Here is a 17,733-nt window from a genome sequence, read left to right as displayed (position 1 = left end):
TATCCGATGTGCGACGCCGGCCTGCGTCCTCCGGGAAGCGGCGATAGAGAAGGGGCGCCGAACCGGGCTCCGGCCGCCGAAAGCCATTGAACCTCTGTGAAGAAATAGGCCGCTGCACCGGAGTGCAGCGACCAAGTTGGGAATTCCGCCTTGAACGCGGCGAAACACAGGCCGTCGGCTCACGCCTTCGCCCCGCGCTTCCATAGATGCGCGAGAGGCGAGATTCCCCTATCGGGGCGAAGCGACACGACGATGCGCGGCAGGAAGAAGAGCGCCCGCCGCGCGGCCATGGCTTCGGTCACGGCGGTGACATAAAAAGGCAAAGGCGCTTGACGGACAAACATATTGCTGTCGCAATCCGGCAATGGACCGGGTCGGACGCATTCGCTGGTTTGCGAGAGAGATACTTCCGCACGAAGCCTCTGTGCGGCGTTGGCTCGCGCGGAAATTGCGCGGCATGACGGCCTTCGACGTGGACGAGGTGGTGCAGGAAGCCTATGCCCGGCTTTGGGCGGCGGATATCGAGCACATCAACAACCCGCGTGCTTATCTTTTCGTTACCGCCCGGCATATCGTCGGCGAGGCGTTGCGCCGTTCGCGAATCGTGTCCATCGAATTGATCGCGGACATCGACTCGCTGAACATCGCGGACGAGGATTGCGGACCCGAGCGCAGACTCGGTGCCAGAGAGGAAATCGAGCGCCTGCATGAGATATTGCAGAAAATTCCGTCGCGCTGCCGGCGCGCATTTGAACTCAGGAAATTCGAAGGACTGTCACAAAAAGAAATCGCCCAACGCATGGGCATAGCGGAAAGCACGGTGGAAAAGCATCTATCCAAGGCGCTGAAGCTGATCATGCAAGCGGTGACCGCGCAGTCCGATGAAGGGGAGAACGGTTGGAGGAGCATGCGAGCCAATGAACGGCGTCGCAAGAACGAATAAGGCCGATTCCGAGGCCACCAGATGGGCCGTCCGTTTAGACGCAGACAATTTGACGGAGACCGAAACCGAAGCCTTGGAAAACTGGCTGGCGCAGGATCCGCGGAATGTCGGAGCCTTGGTGCGCGCGCAGGCCGTTTGGGCTTCGGTCGACCGGTTGCGCGCGATGGGGATGCGCGCATCATCGGTGCCCGCCAAGCCGCGCCCGTTGGCGCGCCATTGGATTGCGGCGGCGGCAACGCTCCTGATCGCTGTGGCAGGCTGGAACGCTTTCAGTTTCTTCCACGGCCGTTTCACGACGTCGCACAGCGAGGTGCGCCAGGTGGCGCTCGAAGACGGTTCGATCGTAACGCTGAACAGCGATTCCGTCGTCAAGGTGGACTACCAAGGCAATGTCCGGTCGGTTTATCTGGAAAGCGGCGAGGCCTCGTTCAAGGTGGCGCACAACAAGGCGCGGCCCTTTGTCGTGCATGCGGGCAATCTTCTGGTGCGCGCGGTCGGCACGAAATTTACCGTGAAGCTGAAGGAGGGCGAGGACGTTTCCGTCGTCGTCGACGAAGGCGCCGTGGAGGTCAAACGCGCGGACCAGTCCAGACCCGCCAAGAAGCTGGCACGCGATCAGGAGTTGATCGCAAAAAAATCGTACCCGATGGTGGTGGCCAGCGTCGATCCGCATGAGCTGATGCGACGCCTGTCCTGGGAGCGGGGTTGGCTGATCTTCGACGGCGAAACGCTGGCCGAGGCGGCGGAACGGGTAAATCGCTATACCGACGAACCCGTGGTCATCGACGACGACAGGCTTGCCGAGCGCTCCTTCGTCGGCGCGTTCCGTATCGGCGATGGCAAGGCTTTCGCGCAATCGGCCGCCGCCGCCTATGACGCCACTGTGCGCGAAGAGGGCGGCGCGATCCACCTGACGCGGCAATAGAAGTTCGCCGTTCGATGGCGGAATTCGCCGGCCGGCTCATCCCTGTCTCACGGGGCCGGACATCCACGAACCAGAGAAAAGTCGTCGCGCCGGCCCCGGTGATGGCGCGTATCGCCCGCATGCGGGCGCGTGCGCAGGGATTTGGGGACGCCGCGTGCGAAGAGCGAAGGTCGCATTTCTGATCTTGAGCGCCGTTTGCCTTCCGTGCACCGGCGGGGCAGCCGACAGTCCCGGTCTTTCGCATACGGGCGTTGCCATCGCCGATACGCTTCGCGATCGCGCGCTGGCCGGGCAGTCGCGCGCCTTCGACTTTGTCGGCCGCCTGACCACGCTCTTCGGCCCACGGCCCGCAGGCTCGGCGGCTGAACGGGATGCTGCGCAATGGGCGGCGGACGAGCTTCGCCGCCTGGGCTTTCAAAATGTGATGATCGAACGCTTTCCCATGACGGCTTGGGTCCGGGGACGGGAAAGTGGGGAAATCGTGGCCCCGCATTCCCAGCCGCTTGTCGTTGCCGCGCTGGGCGGCGCGCCGCCCACGCCGGAAACGGGCATCGAAGGTCCGGTGGTGCTGTTTGCCTCGCTGGATGCACTGATGAGCGCGCCCGCAGGATCGCTCTGCGGAAAAATTGCCGTGGTCGAGCAGCGTACGCCGCGCATGCAGGACGAAGACGCCTATCAGGTGACGGCCCGGGCGCGCGCCTTGGGTCCCATCGAGGCCGCCAGGCGTGGCGCCGTCGCCTTTCTGCTTCGCTCCATCGGAACCGACAGCCACCGCCTCGCCCACACCGGCTCGACGCACTATGTCGACGGCAAGGTGCCGATTCCGGCCTTCGCACTCTCCGCGCCCGATGCCGACCAGCTCGAACGCCTCGCAGCGCTGCAGCGGCCGGCCACGGTGCGGCTTTTCTCCAGTGCGCATTACGTGCCCGGCGCGATGTCGCAAAATGTGGTGGCGGATATTCCGGGCACGGACCGCGCCGGCGAGATCGTCTTGCTTGGAGCGCATCTGGATAGCTGGGAGTTGGGCACCGGCGCGATCGATGACGGGGCGGGCGATGCCATCATCGTGGGCGCGGCGAAGCTCATCGCCGATCTGCCCGAGCGCCCGCGCCGCACGATCCGGGTGGTGCTGTACGGAGCGGAAGAAGCGAACGAACCCGGCGGACGTCCGCTGGGCAATCACTTCTACGTCCTGAAGCACAGCGACGAGATCGCAAGGCATGTCCTGACCGGCGAAAGCGATTTCGGCGCCGACCGCGTCTATGCCGTTTCCCTGTCCGACAAGATGGCGAACAGTCCCTTCGGCAAGGCGGTACGTGATGTGCTTTCGCCGCTCGGCATCCTTCCGGCAAGCAAGGGGCCCGGCCGCGGCGGTGTCGATGTCGGCCCGCTCGTCGAAGCGGGGGTTCCGGATTTCCTGCTCGAACAGGATGGAACGCGTTATTTCGATATCCACCACACGTCGGACGACACGCTCGACAAGATCGACCCGGAACAGCTCAACCAGAACGTGGCGGCATGGGCCGCCCTCGTCTGGCTTGCCGCCGATAGCAGCACCGATTTCCGCGCAATTGAGAAAGAGGCTCAGCCATGAAACGCATCCTTGCGGCCGTCGTCCTGTTCGGTACGGGCATGCTCGCCATCGCGGCGACCGGTGCCGAGCCGGCGTCGCCCACCTATTTCCTGCAAGTGGGATCGGTGCTGGCCGATCCGGAGAGCGGCCGCGTCGACCACGACAAGACGATCGTCGTGCGCGACGGCAAGATCGTCGACATCCGCGACGGCTTCCAATCCGGCGACGGCACGGTGGTCGATCTCAAGGATGCGTTCGTGCTGCCGGGCTTGATCGACAGCCATGTGCATATCCTCGAAGAGGATGGCCCCAACAGCAAGATGGAAAAGGTCACCAAGAACTCCGCCAATCTCGCCATCGACGGCGTGCATTTCGCCTGGCTCACGCTCCAGGCCGGGTTCACCACGGTCCAGGACCTGGGCGAGGACAATGAAGGGATCTTCGCCCTGCGCGACGGCATCGCAAACGGGGTCGTGCCGGGCCCGCGCATCGTGGCGGCCGGCAACGTGCTGAGCATGCCCGGCGGCGACGGCGACGTGTACGGGTACCGTCAGGACGTGAACGCCGTCATTCGCCGGCCGAACATCTGCTCGGGCATCGAAGAATGCAGCCGGCGGGTGCGCGAGCAGATCGGCCGCGGCGCCGATGTGATCAAGATCATGGCCACCGGCTCGGTTCTGTCCGATATTCCCGTGGGCCTCGATCAGCAATTCACCGAAGCGGAAATGCGCGCGATCGTCGAGACGGCGCATGCGATGGGCCGGCGCGTATGCGCCCACGCGCATGGCACGGCCGGGATCAATGCGGCCTTGCGCGCGGGCGTGGATTCGATCGAGCACGGCACGTTCCTCGATGCCGACTCGATCAAGCTCTTCAAGGAGCACAATGCGTGGCTGGTGCCGACGATGATGGGCGGCGCGCAGGTGACGAGCTGGGGTCACGATCCGAACAGCTATCTCAGCCCCGTCTCGCGCGCCAAGGCGATCAAGGTCGGGCTGCAGAGCATCGACGCGACCCACCGCGCGCATGAAAGCGGCGTCAATATCGCGTTCGGCACCGATTCCAGCGTCAGCCCGCACGGGCAGAATGCGGGCGAGTTCCTGCTGCTGGTCAAGGCGGGCTTCACGCCGCTCCAGGCGATCCAGGCGGCCACGACGAAGGGCGCCAGGCACTTGAATCTTTCGAACGAGATCGGATCGCTCGCGCCGGGCAAGCAGGCCGACATCGTCGCGGTGAACGGCGATCCTCTGAAAGACGTGGCGGTCCTTCGGCATATGCGCTTTGTGATGAAGGGCGGCGTGATCTACAGGCAGTGACGCGGCTTGCATCGGCGGACCGGCATGGCGGCGCTGTGCGAGAGTTGACGCCCTGAAGAACCGGCGATGGCGGATTCCTTCGTTCCGTCAATCCCATATGGCGGGGCCGCCAATCAGGCCGGCGATTGTTTCTGCGGGCTCGCTGCAGGAATTGGGAGGACGGATTGAAGGACAGCATCATCGCGCGGCGCAATCGCGGCCTGAGTGTCGCGTTTCCCGCGCCGCATTTTCCTTTCGAGCTGGGTGAGAATGTGATCGCCTTCGATTCCGGCTTTGCGTCCCCCGATCTGCTTCCCGACCTCACCGCCTGTGCTCACAAAGCATTGACCGCCGAGCGCGCGGTTTCGCTGCAATATTCGCCCAACCACGGTCAACCCGCGCTCCGGGCGTGGATCGCGGGCCACATGAACGAGGATGGCTGCAGCCTGACGGCGGACCACATCCTCATCGTCAACGGTGCCAAGCACGGGCTGGAGCTTGTGTGCAAGCTGTTGCTGGACGAGGGTGACTGTGTCGTGGTCACCGCACCGACCTATTTCTCCGCCGTTCCGATCTTCTCGGCGTTCGGAGCGCAGTTTCTGGAAGTCGGTGTGGATGAAAGCGGGCTGGACGTCGAGGAGCTCGATTCGCTATTGGATCGGCGCGAAACCGACGGGCTGGCGCCGCCGAAGTTCATCTACAACATCACCGACTTCCACAACCCGAGCGGCACCACCCTGTCGCGCGAACGGCGCCAAGCGCTGGTCGCGCTTGCCGAACGGCGCGGCATCTTTCTCCTGGAGGACAATCCTTACCGGAAGGTCCGTTTCGACGGCGACGCCATTCCGACGCTGAAGGCGCTGGATCGCAGCGGCATCGTCATCCATACCGGCACCTTCTCCAAGCTGGTCGCGCCGGGCCTTCGCATCGGCTGGGTGGCGGCGGGCGAGGGCGTGATCGCGCGCCTGATCCAGCTCAAGGCGGACGGGGGAACCTCGGCGCTGCTGCAGAACATCGTGCTCGAATTCTGCGCCTCGGCGGAATTTCCACGCCATGTGGCGCGCGTGCGCGAGACTTATGGCGAACATCGCGACCGGATGATCGCCGCCCTGAAGCGGGAATTGCCGCAGGCCACGCTCCGCGCGCCCGATGGAGGCTATTATATTTGGGTCGAATTGCCCGCGGGCTTCGATACAGACGACTTCACGCGCCGGGCCGCCGACAAGGGCGTGAACATTCTGGCCGGCAGCAAGTTCTTCGCAATCCGGGACGGTTATCCCAGCAACCGCGCGCGCGCAACCAGACATATCCGCCTGTCCTACAGCTTTGCCACGCTGGATCAGATCGACGAGGGCATGCGCCGTCTCGGGGACGTCTACCGGGGCGCTGCATGGGCCGGCTGATCGACATCGTCGGCAACAGGCTTGCCGCCGCGCGTGCACATATATCCGCGGACGCCATATCGGCCCCGATCGTCGAATATCGCGATGTCTCGAAAAGCTATGACGGGCGCACGCTGGCGCTCTCCGGTCTTTCCTGCGCGGTGCGCCGCGGCGAATTCCTGACCTTCCTGGGTCCGTCGGGCTCGGGCAAGACCACGGCGCTGATGCTGCTCGCCGGCTTCGAAGGGCCGACCGGCGGCGAAGTTTATGTGCGCGGCGCGCCGGTTTCCCGCGTGCCGCCCTATCGGCGCAATATGGGCGTCGTCTTCCAGAACTATGCCCTCTTTCCCCACATGACGGTTGCGGAGAACATCGCCTTTCCGCTGAAGGCGCGCCGCATGTCGTCGGCGTCCATCGCGGTGCGCCTTGATCATGTGTTGCGGCTGGTGCGTCTCAGTGGCCTGGAAGCGCGGCGCATGTCGCAGCTTTCGGGCGGGCAGCAGCAGCGCGTCGCGCTGGCGCGCGCGCTGGTCTTCAGCCCCGATGTGATCCTGATGGACGAGCCGCTCGGCGCGCTCGACCGGCAATTGCGCGAGCGGCTGCAGTTCGAGATCAAGGAAATCCAGCGCCAGCTCGAACTCACGGTGATCTATGTCACCCACGATCAGGCAGAGGCATTGACCATGTCGGATCGGATCGCCGTATTCCGCAATGGCGAATTGCAGCAGATCGCGGCGCCGCAGAGCCTGTATGACGACCCGTGCAATGCATTCGTCGCCCAGTTCGTCGGCGAGAGCAACACGCTGCGCGGTCTGATCTCGGAGCTGCGCGACGGAAGCTGTCTTGTGCGGACTGACGGCGGGCGCTGGATCAGTGCGCTCTGCGTGGGCGAGGCGAGACCCGGCGCGCGCACCACGGTATCGGTGCGGCCGGAACGCGTCGGCATTGTCGGCGAGGGCGCCGAGGGCGAGAACGTCTTTGCCGCCGACGTGGAGGACATCCTGTTTCTTGGCGATCACATCCGTGTGCGTATGGCGCTGCCGGGCGACGGCCATATCGTCGTGTCCTTGGCAAATCCTCCATTGGGCCGCGGCATCGCGGCGGGGCAAAGGGTGCTGGTGCGCTGGCAGGTCGGTGATTGCCGCGCCTTTTGCGGTTCCGCCAACAGTCTTCCTGCCGGCGAAGCGCAGGACAGAGACGCGCCATGATGCGGCGCGGGGACTGGTCGGCATTCCTAGGGATGCTTCTTCTTCTGGGCGTTGCCGCATGCAGCAAGAGCGAGCCGCGCCCATTGACCGTCGTGGGCTGGGGCGGCACGTCGCAGGACGCGCTGCGCGACGCCTATTGGGCACCGTTCCAAAAGCAGACCGGGATCGCGTTGCGCGAAGACGCCTGGCACGGCGGCGTCGGCATCCTGCGGGCGAAGTCGCGGGCGGGCGATCCGGGCTGGGACGTGGTCCAGGTGGAGACGGAGGAACTGATCCTCGGATGCGAAGAGGGTATCTTCGCGCGGCTGGACTGGAAGGCCCTTGGGGGACGCGAAGCCTATATCAAACCCGCCGTTCAGGATTGCGGTGTCGGCGCGATGGCATGGTCCTACCTCATCGGTTACGACGGTGACCGATTCAAGGATGGCCCGAAGACCTGGGCGGATTTCTGGGACGTCAAGCGCTTCCCGGGCAAGCGCGGATTGCGGCGGACGCCGAAATACACGCTCGAAATCGCGCTGATGGCGGACGGCGTGAAACCGGCCGACGTCTATAAGGTGCTTTCGACGCCGCAGGGCGTGGCGCGCGCTCTGCGCAAGCTCGACGCGATAAAGCCTTATGTCGTGTGGTGGTCGTCGATTTCGCAGGTGCCGGACCTTCTGGCATCGGGCGAGATCTCCATGTCGGTAACGAGCCCCGGCCGCCTCGTCGTGGCGAACCACAACGAACATCGCAATTTCAAGCTCGCCTGGGACCAGAACATCTATGCGGTCGATTTTTGGGCCATCCTGAACGGCGGTCCGCGGCAGGCCGAAGCCCTGAAGCTGATACGCTACATGGGCGAACCGGAAAATCAGGTGCGCCTTGCCAAGCTCATTCCGACCGGCCTGACCAACAAGAAAGGCATAGCGCTCGCGGGGCCGCAGCTCGAGCAGGAGACGCCGCTCGGCGCCGGCCATATGGAACGCGCGCTCGAGCTCGATGCGAGGTTCTGGGTGGAGAATGCCGACCAGCTGACCCAGCAGTTCAACGCCTGGCTCGCCAGATAGGTGGACAATGGCCCCCCTTCGCTTCCCTGCGGTCCGTTTGCGGCGGCCCGGTCTGCCGCATGCCGCCGCGATGCGGCGCGCCGAGCGCCCGTTTTTCGTCCGGCGCATGGTGCTCGTGGCGCCGCTTTTCCTGTTCCTGCTGCTCAATTTCTTGGCGCCCATTTCTCTGATGCTGATGCGCAGCGTCGAAGATAGCGAATTGCCCTCGGTGTGGCCGCAGACCGCGGCATCTCTGCGAAAAGCGGATCCATCGGTACTGCCCGACAAACAGCTGGCAGGCACCTTGCTGACCGAGCTTGCAAAGTCATACGCCGATGGGCGGCTGAGCGAAGTGGCCAACCGCCTCAACTACGACGAAGCGGGATTCCGAACGCTTTTGTTCCGCACCGCGGAACATCTTGGGGAAATAGACCGCGCAAGACTTCCCGCCTCGCTGCTCGGCTTCGATCGGCGATGGCGGGAGCCGGAAACCTGGGCGGTGATGCGGCATGCCGCGGGGCCGTCGACCAGTTTCTATCTTCTCGCCGCGGTCGATCGCCGCCTGGACACCGATGACAAGATCGTGCGTTCTCCCTCCGAACGCGCCGTCTTCGTGCAAGTGCTGGTGCGGACATTCTGGATCAGTGCGGTGGTTGCGCTGCTGTGCCTGGTGCTGGGATATCCGCTGGCCTATCTGCTGGCGACGCTTCCAGAGAAATACAGCAACGCTCTCATGATCCTGGTGTTGCTGCCGTTCTGGACTTCGACCTTGGTACGCACGACGGCGTGGATCGTGCTGCTGCAGACCCATGGTGCGGTGAACGATTTTCTGCTGGGCGCCGGCGTGATCGGCCAGCCGCTCGCTCTTATCTACAACCGGGTCGGCGTCTATGTGGCGATGACCCATGTCTTGCTGCCTTATTTCGTGCTCCCGCTCTATGCGGTGATGAAAGGCATCTCGCCGGTCCCGTTGCGCGCCGCGCTGTCCCTGGGCGCGACGCCCATGCGGACGTTCTGGTCCGTCTACGCGCCGCAGACCGGGCCGGGCATCGCCGCCGGCGGGCTGCTCGTGTTCGTCCTGGCGCTGGGCTATTACATCACGCCGGCGCTCGTTGGCGGCCCGGCCGATCAGATGATCAGCTATTTCATCGCCTTCTATACGAACCAGTCCCTGAACTGGGGCATGGCGGCCGCGCTCGGTCTGGTGCTGCTGGCCGCGACGCTTCTGGTGATGTGGCTGAACGGGCGCATAGCCGGGGAACGGCTGTCGGTGTGGCGGGCATGATCGCGGCGATCTACTTGACGCGTGCCGACCGCGTGCGCCGGGCCGCCCTTTTTGGGTTTTGCGCGCTGGTTCTCGGGTTCCTGGTGCTGCCGATCCTGGCCATCCTGCCGCTGTCGTTCAATGCCGGCTCGTTTCTGAGCTATCCGCTCTCGGGCCTTTCCCTGCGCTGGTATCGCGAAATCGCGACGGCGCCGGAATGGGGCCGCGCGCTGTCGAACAGCCTGGTCGTGGGCCTGGCGACGGCGCTGCTGGCGACATCGCTGGGAACGCTGGCGGCGCTTGGCCTCTCGCGTCTTCCGAAACGGACGCGTTCGCTGCTTGGCGTCTTTCTGCTTTCGCCGCTCTTTGTTCCGGTGATTATCACGGCGGTCGCGGTCTATTTCCTTTATGCGCCGCTGCATTTGGCCAATACCTATATGGGCCTTGTGATGGCGCATACGACGTTGGCGGCGCCCTATGTCGTCATCGTGGTGCAGGCCTCGCTCGAAGGCTTCGACCACAACCTGCTGCGGGCCGGGGCGAGCCTCGGCGCATCGCCGGCTCGTGTATTCGTACGGCTGCTTCTTCCGATGGTTGCGCCCGGGGTGGCCGCCGGCGCGATTTTCGCCTTCATGACGTCCTTCGACGAAACCGTCGTTGCGATTTTCCTGGCCGGCCCGGAGCGGCGGACCCTGCCGCTTCAGATGTGGGACAGCGTCCGCGACCAGGTCACCCCCGCCATTACGGCCGTGGCGACGGTGCTGGTGATCGTGTCCGCCGGCTTGCTGGCCGCAGCCGAGGCAATTCGCCGGAGCCGGGAGAGGCGGACGGTGTGATCGGGGACCTTGGCGCCCCGACCGCACCGCGCATGCTGCGGGATCTTTACGGTACTTCTTTCATCGCGTGTGGCGGATTTCCAATTCGGGTGCATCGCATCAGATAGGGCCATGCGTTCGCGATGTTGCGAGTTTTGGCAAGGGGGACAGATGAGATCCGGGGCAGGTTTTATTTGGATCGGACGCCGCAGCACATTGTTGCTGGGTGCGTCTTTGCTGGGGATGTTGGGCGCGACGGCCGCGGCCGCGCAAACGGCCAAGCATTTCGATATTCCGGCCGAGCCGGCGGGACAGGCTATCCGGGCGATCGCGGAGCAGTCGGGGTTGCAGGTGCTTGCGCCGAGCGAGGATATCGCCGGCATCCAGACCAATCCCCTGCATGGCGACTATGCACCGGAGGATGCTGTCCGGCGGCTGTTTGCGGGCACGGGCCTGCAGGTGGTGCAGGCCGGCGCAAGCACATTCACCATCCGTCGTGCCGCCGATACTGCGAGCCGCGAGGGCGATACGACGGTCGTCGAAACGGTGACGGTGACCGGCTCGCGCATCAAGCGCGCCGGTTCCGAGACGTTGGAGCCTGCATTCGTCACCAGCGGCAAGGAGCTGCGCCAGCGCGGCTATACCAACATCCTCCAGGCGTTGGACGAAACGCCGGGGTTTGCGCCATCGGGCGTCGATCCGGTCGGCATGAACCAATCTTCTTTTGGTGAAGGCCAGAGTTTTGCGGACTTTTTCGGGCTCGGCTCCCAGCGCACGCTGACGCTGGTCAATGGTCGGCGCTTCGTCACATCGAACACGGCGGGCGGCGGCGGTGCGCAGACGACCAGCGCGGGCCTGCAGGTCGATCTCAACACCATTCCGGTCAGCCTCGTCGATCACGTGGAGACCGTCGCCATCGGCGGGGCGCCCGTCTACGGCGCCGACGCCATCGCCGGCACGATCAATATCGTCCTGAAGGATCACTTCAACGGCGTGGAAGTCGGCGGCCAATACGGCATCACGGGACATGGCGACGGCGAGTCCCAGTCCTATCATGCGCTGGTCGGCGGCGACATCGACGACGGCCGCGGCAACGTGGTGCTGAGCGCGGAATACAACAGGCAGCTTCCGCTCATGCTGTCGGATCGCACGGGGCTCCATATCGCACTGCCGGACCCGACCGGCGGTCCGCCCACCGAGAGCGTGGCATCCAACATCGTGGTGGGTGCCTTGACCGAGGGCGGTCTTCCGTTCCTCCATGTCGCGCCGGGATATCCGATCGGTCTTCCCGGTCATCCCAACGACTATATTTACGATTCCGGCGGCACGCCGCTGCAATTCGGCAAGAACGGCTTTGAGCCCTTCAACATCGGTCCCAACCTGCTGGGCATGCCGGGCGTGCCTCTGTACAACGAAGGCGGCGACGGCATGGACTATGCCGATCGCTTCACGCTGGTGGCGCCGACCACGCGCGTGCTGCTCAACGGCATCGCGCATTATGACCTGACCAGCAACGTCACCTTCTTCCTGGAGGCGAACTACGCGAACAGTCAGGGCGAGGAGATGAGCGACCTCGAAGCTTACGCATCGCCTTTGCTCAGCGGCACCGCGATGAGCTTTTCGACGGACAATGCCTTCCTGACGCCCGACGAGCGGACCACGCTGATCGCAAACGGCGCGCCAGCCGGCGGCACGTTCCAAATGGCGCGCAATTTCAACGACCTGCTCCAGTACCAGGGTTACCTGGAGCGCAACACGGTCGATCTCTATCGCGTGGTGACCGGACTCAAGGGCACGTTCAACGCATGGGGCAATGATTGGTCGTGGGACGCGTCCTACGAATACGGCGACAGCCGTGGGACGACCGTTTCCAACTATATAAATGATTCGCGCCTGCAGCTTGCGATGGACGCCGTCAAGGATCCCGTCACGGGCGATATCGTCTGCGCCAGCGGTGGAAGCTGCGTGCCGATCAACCTGTTCGGCGAAAACAATTTCAGCAGGGCCGCGGCGCAATACGTTCTCGATCCCACCCAGGCGATCAGCGAGAACAACGAAACGGTGGCGACTGCCAATCTGTCGGGCAATCTGCCGTTCGGCATCGCCGAGCCGATCGCTTTCAACATCGGAGCCGAGTATCGCCAGGAGCATGGCGAATTCGATCCCGATGCCACCTTGAAGGCGGGAACGAGCCTGTTCGGACTCGAAGTGATAAGTCCTTATCAGGCGATTTCGGGCACCTACTCCACGCGAGAAGTCTATGGCGAGACGGTGGTGCCGCTGATTTCCGACAAGCAGGATCTGCCGGTCGTCAAATATATGAGCTTCGAAGGCGCCATCCGTTCGGTGGACAATTCGATCACGGGCAACGCGATCACATGGTCTGCAGGCGGCCGTCTCGCGCCGCGCATCTCGGGCTGGGGCGACGGGCTGGTGTTCCGCGGCGTGTTCATGCACGCCATCCGCTCGCCCGCCATCACGGAGTTGTTCTCGGGTGTCACCTCGGCCCGCAGCGGCATCTCCGATCCCTGCGATGCAAGCCTCTACAACGCGGGTCCGAACCCGACGGTGCGCGCCGCGAACTGCGCCACGGCGCTCCAGGCGTTCGGCTATGCGAGTCCGGCGGATTTTCACTCCACGACGGCGGCGATTTCGGCGCTGGGCACGATTTCGGGCAATCCCGATCTCAAGAACGAGACGTCGAATTCGTGGACGCTCGGGTTCGTTTACCAGCCGAGCCTGCTTCCCAGGTTCAGGTTCTCCGCCGATTGGAGCTCCATAAACCTGACGGGCGGCATCGAGAATCTGAGCATCAACCAGGTTCTGCAGGCCTGCTACGACAGCCCGAACTATCCCAACGACCCGGCTTGTTCGGCCGCCCGGTTCATGCGCCTGCCGGCAGCCAATGCGGGCGCCGGAACGGCGAACCCGGTACGCGTGGCCGGAGATATCTCCGACGGCTACAACACCGGCTATATCAACACCTCCTCGATCAAATTCGATGGTCTGATCGTTTCCGGCGAGTATGGCTTCGACCTCGGCGACCTCGATGAAGATTGGAGTTCCGACGGCAGCGTGACCCTTGGCACGAAGATGTTCTACACCGCCAAATACGACATGGTGGCGTTCGAGGGGCAGACCGTCCTGCACCGCGTGGGCAATGTCGGAACGCCCGCTTTTTCCAGCCAGTTCAACGTCGATTACACGTTGCACAAGCTGGATGTGATGCTGCAAGGCCTGTTCATCAGCGCGGTCAAGAACAACACCACGCTCGACAGCTCGGTGCTCTCCGATCACTGGAACGACGTTCCGGGCTATTGGAAGTTCAACGGCTCGATCGGATACCAGATCACGCCCGAGCTGCGGACCCAGCTGGCCGTCAGCAACCTCCTGGACAGGAAGCTGACCGACTCGCAGCTCTACTCCGACTCCTATTCGACCTACGACCTCATCGGCCGCAGTTTCATGATTTCTGTGACCGCCAACTACTGATTTGAGGCGCCGGGCGGCGGGATGAACCTTTCCCGCCGTCCGGCGCAGGATCGCAGGATCATGCAGCGCGTCGCACCCCGTTTTCTTCTCGCCCTTCTTTGCCCGGCACTTGCGGGGACGGATGCTCATGCCGCGCCCCCCGTCCGGAGCTACAGCATCGAAAGGCTGATGGCGTCGAATGCCTATGGCGGGCTGTCGTTCTCGCCCGACGGAGCCACCCTGCTGGTGGACAGTGCGGAGAGCGGAATTCCCAACCTCTATGCCGTACCCGTGGCAGGCGGCGCGACGGTCGCGCTGACGCATTCGACGACGGATCCGATCGGCGCGATCGGCTATTTCGCCGATGACAACCGCGTTCTTTACATCAAGGATCATGGCGGGGACGAACGCAATCACGTCTTCGTCCTGAAACCGGACGGCTCCAGCGTCGATCTGACGCCGGGCGAGACGCTCAAGGCGAAATTCGTCGCCTGGGCGGCGGACCATGAATCCTTCTTTCTGGCGACCAATGAGCGCGATCCGCGCTTTTTCGATCTCTATGAGTACGATGCCGCGAATTACGCGCGGCGTCTTCTGTTCAAGAACGATGGTGCCTATCAGATTTGCGCGGTCAGCCCCGACCGCCGCCATGTCGCGCTCATGCGGATCGTCGACAACGCCAACATCCATGCCTATCTGTACGACACGGCGACCGGCTCGCTACGTCAGCTGACGCCCGACAATTCCGGAATCTCGGAGGTGCCGCAGGTCTTCACCGCTGACGGAAAGGGCCTGATCTATACCAGCGACGCCGGCAGCGAGTTTGCCTATCTCGAACGGCTCGATCTCGAGACCGGCGGCAAACGCGACGTGTATCGGACCCATTGGGACATCCAATCCGCGGGCTTGAGCAGGGACGGCCGCTATCTGGCTGCCGTGGTCGACGAAGACGCGCGCGAAACGCTTCGCCTGTTCGACGCCGCGACGCTGCGGCCGGTCGCCGTGCCGGATCTCGGCCCCGGCGCCGTCAAATCCGTCGCGATCGCGAATGGCGCGCCGCTGGCCGCGGTGGTCGAATCCGATGGCCAGACGCCCGGCGACGTGGTGCTGGTCGATTTCAAGGCCGGCACGAAGCGGCTGCTGCTGCAGTCGCTTTCGCCCGACGTCGCGGCGTCGGACCTCGTTCTCGGCAAGGTCGTGCGCTTCAAGTCGTATGACGGGCTTGAAATCCCGGGAATCCTCTTCATACCGCACCAGGCGGAAGCGGCTGGGCGCGGTCCGGCCGTCATCTTCGTTCACGGGGGACCGGGCGATGAAAGCCAGGTCGGCTACAAGCCGCTCACGCAATATCTCGTCAATCGCGGTTATGTCGTGTTCGAGATCAACAACCGCGGCAGCCGCGGCTCGGGAAAGACCTTCTCCCATCTCGACGACCACCATCACGGCAGCGTCGATCTGGACGATGTGGTGTCGGCGAAGACGATGCTGGCCGCTACCGGCTATGCCGATCCGGCGCGGGTCGCGATCATGGGCCAGAGCTATGGCGGGTTCATGGCTTTGGCCGGACTTGCGTTCCGGCCGCTCGCCTTCGCCGCGGGCGTCGATCTCTACGGCGTTTCCGACTGGGTGCGCCTTCTGCCGAACACGCCAAGCTGGTGGGAAGATCTGCGCCGGTCCCTGATGAGCGAGATGGGCGATTGGCGCGATCCGGCGCAATTGCAGCATCTCAAGGACATTTCGCCGGTCCTCCACGCCCGGAGCATCCGCCGTCCGCTTCTGGTGCTGCAGGGAGCGAACGATCCGCGCGTGCTGCCGGATGAATCGAAAAGCATCGTTGCGGAGGTCAAGGCCAACGGCGTGCCGGTGCAATACGTCGAATTCCCCGACGAGGGACACGGCTTCCGCAAGAAGGCGAATCAGATCGTCGCCTACGGCGCCATCGCGGCATTTCTCGACACCTATGTCGGCGACGGCATTGCGCCGAAGCCGCATGCTTCTCAGGAGACTGGCCGATGAGGTTTAGGGCGCCCAACCGCCGCGAGATTCTGGCTTCCGGCGTGGCCATGCTTGTCGCGGCGCCGATGCCTCTTCGTGCCGGCCAGTCCGAGGATGCGCGGCTCAACACCTTCCTGGACGACGCGTTCGACAGGCTCATGGCGCGAAGCCCGATCCGGCAGTCGCGCATCGGCGTCAAGACGCAGCAGGACCGGTGGGACGACATTTCCGAAGCCTACGCGATCGAAGGCGCGGCTGAAGCCCGTAGCGATTTGGAAGCGCTAAAGGGCTTCAACCTGTCTCGATTGTCGCACGAAGCGGCGATCAGCTATCGCATGTTCGCGTTCGAGACGCGGCAGCAGCTGGAGGATTTCCGCTGGCGCCGGAACAATTATCTGGTGAGCCCGATGGGCGGCATCCACAGCACCGTGGCCGTCACGCTTCAGAACAATCACCCGATCGAGACGCGTGCGGACGCCGCCGCCTACATATCGCGGCTGTCGCGCGTGCGCCCGCTGATGGGCCAGCTCGTCGTCGAACTGGAGCGGCAAGAGGGGGCCGGCGCGAGCCTGCCGCGCTTCTCGTACGACCTCGTCATCAGCGATGTCGAGAACCTGTTGAGAGGCGCCCCGCTCGAAGCCGGCGCCGCCGACAACCCGATCTTCTCCGACTTCAAGACCAAGATCGCAGATCGCCCATGGCCCGATTCCGAAAAGGCCGCGTTCATCGCGCAAGCCGCTGCAGCTCTGCGCGACGATTTCGGGCCGGGCTATCGCGATCTTCTGGCCCATCTCAAGCGTGCGCAGCTGCGCGCGACCGACGACGCGGGCGTCTGGAAATTGCCGCAGGGCCAAGCCTATTACCGCTACAAGCTGGAGGAGGCCACCACGCTGCCGGAGACTGCCGCGGCGCTGCACGCCTTGGGACTGCGGGAGATGGAGCGCATTCACGGCGAAATGCGCGGAGTGATGAAGGATCTGGGCCACACCGGTTCGCTGCGCGACTTCTTCGAATTCATCCGCAGCGATCCGGCGCTCTTCTACCCGAACGATGATGCCGGCCGCGCCCAATTCCTGAGCGACGCGACGGCCCTGTTGGCCGAAGTGGTGGCCCGCGAGGACGAATTCCTGTTGCACAAGCCGAAATCTCCCATCGTGGTGCAGGCGGTGGAGGCTTGGCGCGCAAAATCGTCGCCGAAGGCGTTCTATCATCACGCGCCGCCCGATGCGTCGCGGCCCGGCATTTTCTATATCAATCTGTACGACATGCGCGCCGCGCCGAAATACCAGTTGGCAGCAGAGCTTTTCCATGAGGCCGTGCCGGGTCACCACATCGAAACCATGCTGGCCTATGAGAGGACCGGCCTGCCGAAATTCCGCAGATTCGCGAGCATCGCGGCCTATAGCGAGGGATGGGCTCTTTACTCCGAAGGGCTGGCCAAGGAGCTCGGCCTCTACAAGGACCCGTATCAGGAGTTCGGCCGCTTGTCGCTGGCGGCCATGCGGGCGGGCCGGCTTGTCGTCGATACGGGCATCCATGCGATGAAGTGGACGCGCGAGCAGGCCACGAAATATTTCGACGATAACATTCCAGGCACGCATTACGACAACCTGCGTGAGATCGATCGCTACATCGTCGATCCGGGGGTGGCGACGGCCTATTACGTCGGCATGATGAAAATCCTTGCACTGCGCACCAAGGCGAAGGCGGCGCTCGGTGCGAAGTTCGACCTGCGCACGTTTCACGACGCGGTTCTGCGCGAGGGGCCGCTCCCGCTTCCGATGCTCGAGGGCAACATCGATGCCTGGATCGCGTCCGCACGCTCCTGACATTT

The 17,733-nt window shown here is 64.0% G+C and carries 12 protein-coding genes; all 12 read left to right on the top strand.

The window, feature by feature from the left end; all coding sequences use genetic code 11:
• Window positions 1–364 precede the first annotated feature (364 nt).
• Window positions 365–943: a sigma-70 family RNA polymerase sigma factor gene (locus WDM91_11705; GenBank protein MEI9995251.1), complete on the top strand. Its 579-nt coding sequence runs from the start codon at window positions 365–367 to the stop codon at window positions 941–943.
• On the top strand, window positions 918–1,868 hold the full coding sequence (locus WDM91_11700; GenBank protein ID MEI9995250.1) for a FecR domain-containing protein: 951 nt from the start codon (window positions 918–920) through the stop codon (window positions 1,866–1,868). Before WDM91_11705 ends, WDM91_11700 begins: the two co-directional genes overlap by 26 nt.
• A 481-nt stretch (window positions 1,869–2,349) precedes the next feature.
• A complete protein-coding gene (locus WDM91_11695; protein MEI9995249.1) occupies window positions 2,350–3,462 on the top strand; it encodes a M28 family peptidase in 1,113 nt (370 codons plus the stop codon).
• Window positions 3,459–4,757, top strand: coding sequence for an amidohydrolase family protein (locus tag WDM91_11690; GenBank protein ID MEI9995248.1), 1,299 nt, complete (start codon window positions 3,459–3,461; stop codon window positions 4,755–4,757). The genes WDM91_11695 and WDM91_11690 overlap by 4 nt, the downstream gene beginning before the upstream one ends.
• A 164-nt stretch (window positions 4,758–4,921) precedes the next feature.
• Window positions 4,922–6,139 carry a PLP-dependent aminotransferase family protein gene (locus WDM91_11685; GenBank protein MEI9995247.1) on the top strand — a complete coding sequence of 406 codons (1,218 nt, stop codon included), beginning with the start codon at window positions 4,922–4,924 and terminating at the stop codon, window positions 6,137–6,139.
• Window positions 6,127–7,326 carry an ABC transporter ATP-binding protein gene (locus tag WDM91_11680; protein ID MEI9995246.1) on the top strand — a complete coding sequence of 400 codons (1,200 nt, stop codon included), beginning with the start codon at window positions 6,127–6,129 and terminating at the stop codon, window positions 7,324–7,326. Before WDM91_11685 ends, WDM91_11680 begins: the two co-directional genes overlap by 13 nt.
• Window positions 7,327–7,358: 32 nt before the next feature.
• Window positions 7,359–8,375, top strand: coding sequence for an ABC transporter substrate-binding protein (locus tag WDM91_11675; GenBank protein ID MEI9995245.1), 1,017 nt, complete (start codon window positions 7,359–7,361; stop codon window positions 8,373–8,375).
• Between the two features lie 7 nt (window positions 8,376–8,382).
• A complete protein-coding gene (locus WDM91_11670; protein MEI9995244.1) occupies window positions 8,383–9,639 on the top strand; it encodes an ABC transporter permease in 1,257 nt (418 codons plus the stop codon).
• Window positions 9,636–10,454 carry an ABC transporter permease gene (locus WDM91_11665; protein ID MEI9995243.1) on the top strand — a complete coding sequence of 273 codons (819 nt, stop codon included), beginning with the start codon at window positions 9,636–9,638 and terminating at the stop codon, window positions 10,452–10,454. The genes WDM91_11670 and WDM91_11665 overlap by 4 nt, the downstream gene beginning before the upstream one ends.
• Window positions 10,455–10,604: 150 nt before the next feature.
• Window positions 10,605–13,925: a TonB-dependent receptor gene (locus WDM91_11660; GenBank protein MEI9995242.1), complete on the top strand. Its 3,321-nt coding sequence runs from the start codon at window positions 10,605–10,607 to the stop codon at window positions 13,923–13,925.
• Window positions 13,926–14,093: 168 nt separating this feature from the next.
• On the top strand, window positions 14,094–15,920 hold the full coding sequence (locus WDM91_11655) for a S9 family peptidase (GenBank protein ID MEI9995241.1): 1,827 nt from the start codon (window positions 14,094–14,096) through the stop codon (window positions 15,918–15,920).
• Window positions 15,917–17,728 carry a DUF885 domain-containing protein gene (locus WDM91_11650; protein MEI9995240.1) on the top strand — a complete coding sequence of 604 codons (1,812 nt, stop codon included), beginning with the start codon at window positions 15,917–15,919 and terminating at the stop codon, window positions 17,726–17,728. The genes WDM91_11655 and WDM91_11650 overlap by 4 nt, the downstream gene beginning before the upstream one ends.
• Window positions 17,729–17,733 lie beyond the last annotated feature (5 nt).

Origin of the sequence: Rhizomicrobium sp., from assembly GCA_037200385.1 — a bacterium.
In the GTDB taxonomy this organism is placed as follows: Bacteria; Pseudomonadota; Alphaproteobacteria; order Micropepsales; family Micropepsaceae; genus Rhizomicrobium.
This window is presented reverse-complemented; position numbering and strand designations above follow the sequence as displayed.

What these genes read in the sequence shown, in the direction of transcription:
- WDM91_11705 (MEI9995251.1), top strand. Translation starts at nt 365, where the DNA reads ATGGACCGGGTCGGACGCATTCGCTGGTTTGCGAGAGAGATACTTCCG.
- WDM91_11700 (MEI9995250.1), top strand. Translation starts at nt 918, where the DNA reads ATGAACGGCGTCGCAAGAACGAATAAGGCCGATTCCGAGGCCACCAGA.
- WDM91_11690 (MEI9995248.1), top strand. Translation starts at nt 3,459, where the DNA reads ATGAAACGCATCCTTGCGGCCGTCGTCCTGTTCGGTACGGGCATGCTC.
- WDM91_11680 (MEI9995246.1), top strand. Translation starts at nt 6,127, where the DNA reads ATGGGCCGGCTGATCGACATCGTCGGCAACAGGCTTGCCGCCGCGCGT.
- WDM91_11675 (MEI9995245.1), top strand. Translation starts at nt 7,359, where the DNA reads ATGCTTCTTCTTCTGGGCGTTGCCGCATGCAGCAAGAGCGAGCCGCGC.
- WDM91_11670 (MEI9995244.1), top strand. Translation starts at nt 8,383, where the DNA reads ATGGCCCCCCTTCGCTTCCCTGCGGTCCGTTTGCGGCGGCCCGGTCTG.
- WDM91_11665 (MEI9995243.1), top strand. Translation starts at nt 9,636, where the DNA reads ATGATCGCGGCGATCTACTTGACGCGTGCCGACCGCGTGCGCCGGGCC.
- WDM91_11660 (MEI9995242.1), top strand. Translation starts at nt 10,605, where the DNA reads ATGAGATCCGGGGCAGGTTTTATTTGGATCGGACGCCGCAGCACATTG.
- WDM91_11655 (MEI9995241.1), top strand. Translation starts at nt 14,094, where the DNA reads ATGGCGTCGAATGCCTATGGCGGGCTGTCGTTCTCGCCCGACGGAGCC.
- WDM91_11650 (MEI9995240.1), top strand. Translation starts at nt 15,917, where the DNA reads ATGAGGTTTAGGGCGCCCAACCGCCGCGAGATTCTGGCTTCCGGCGTG.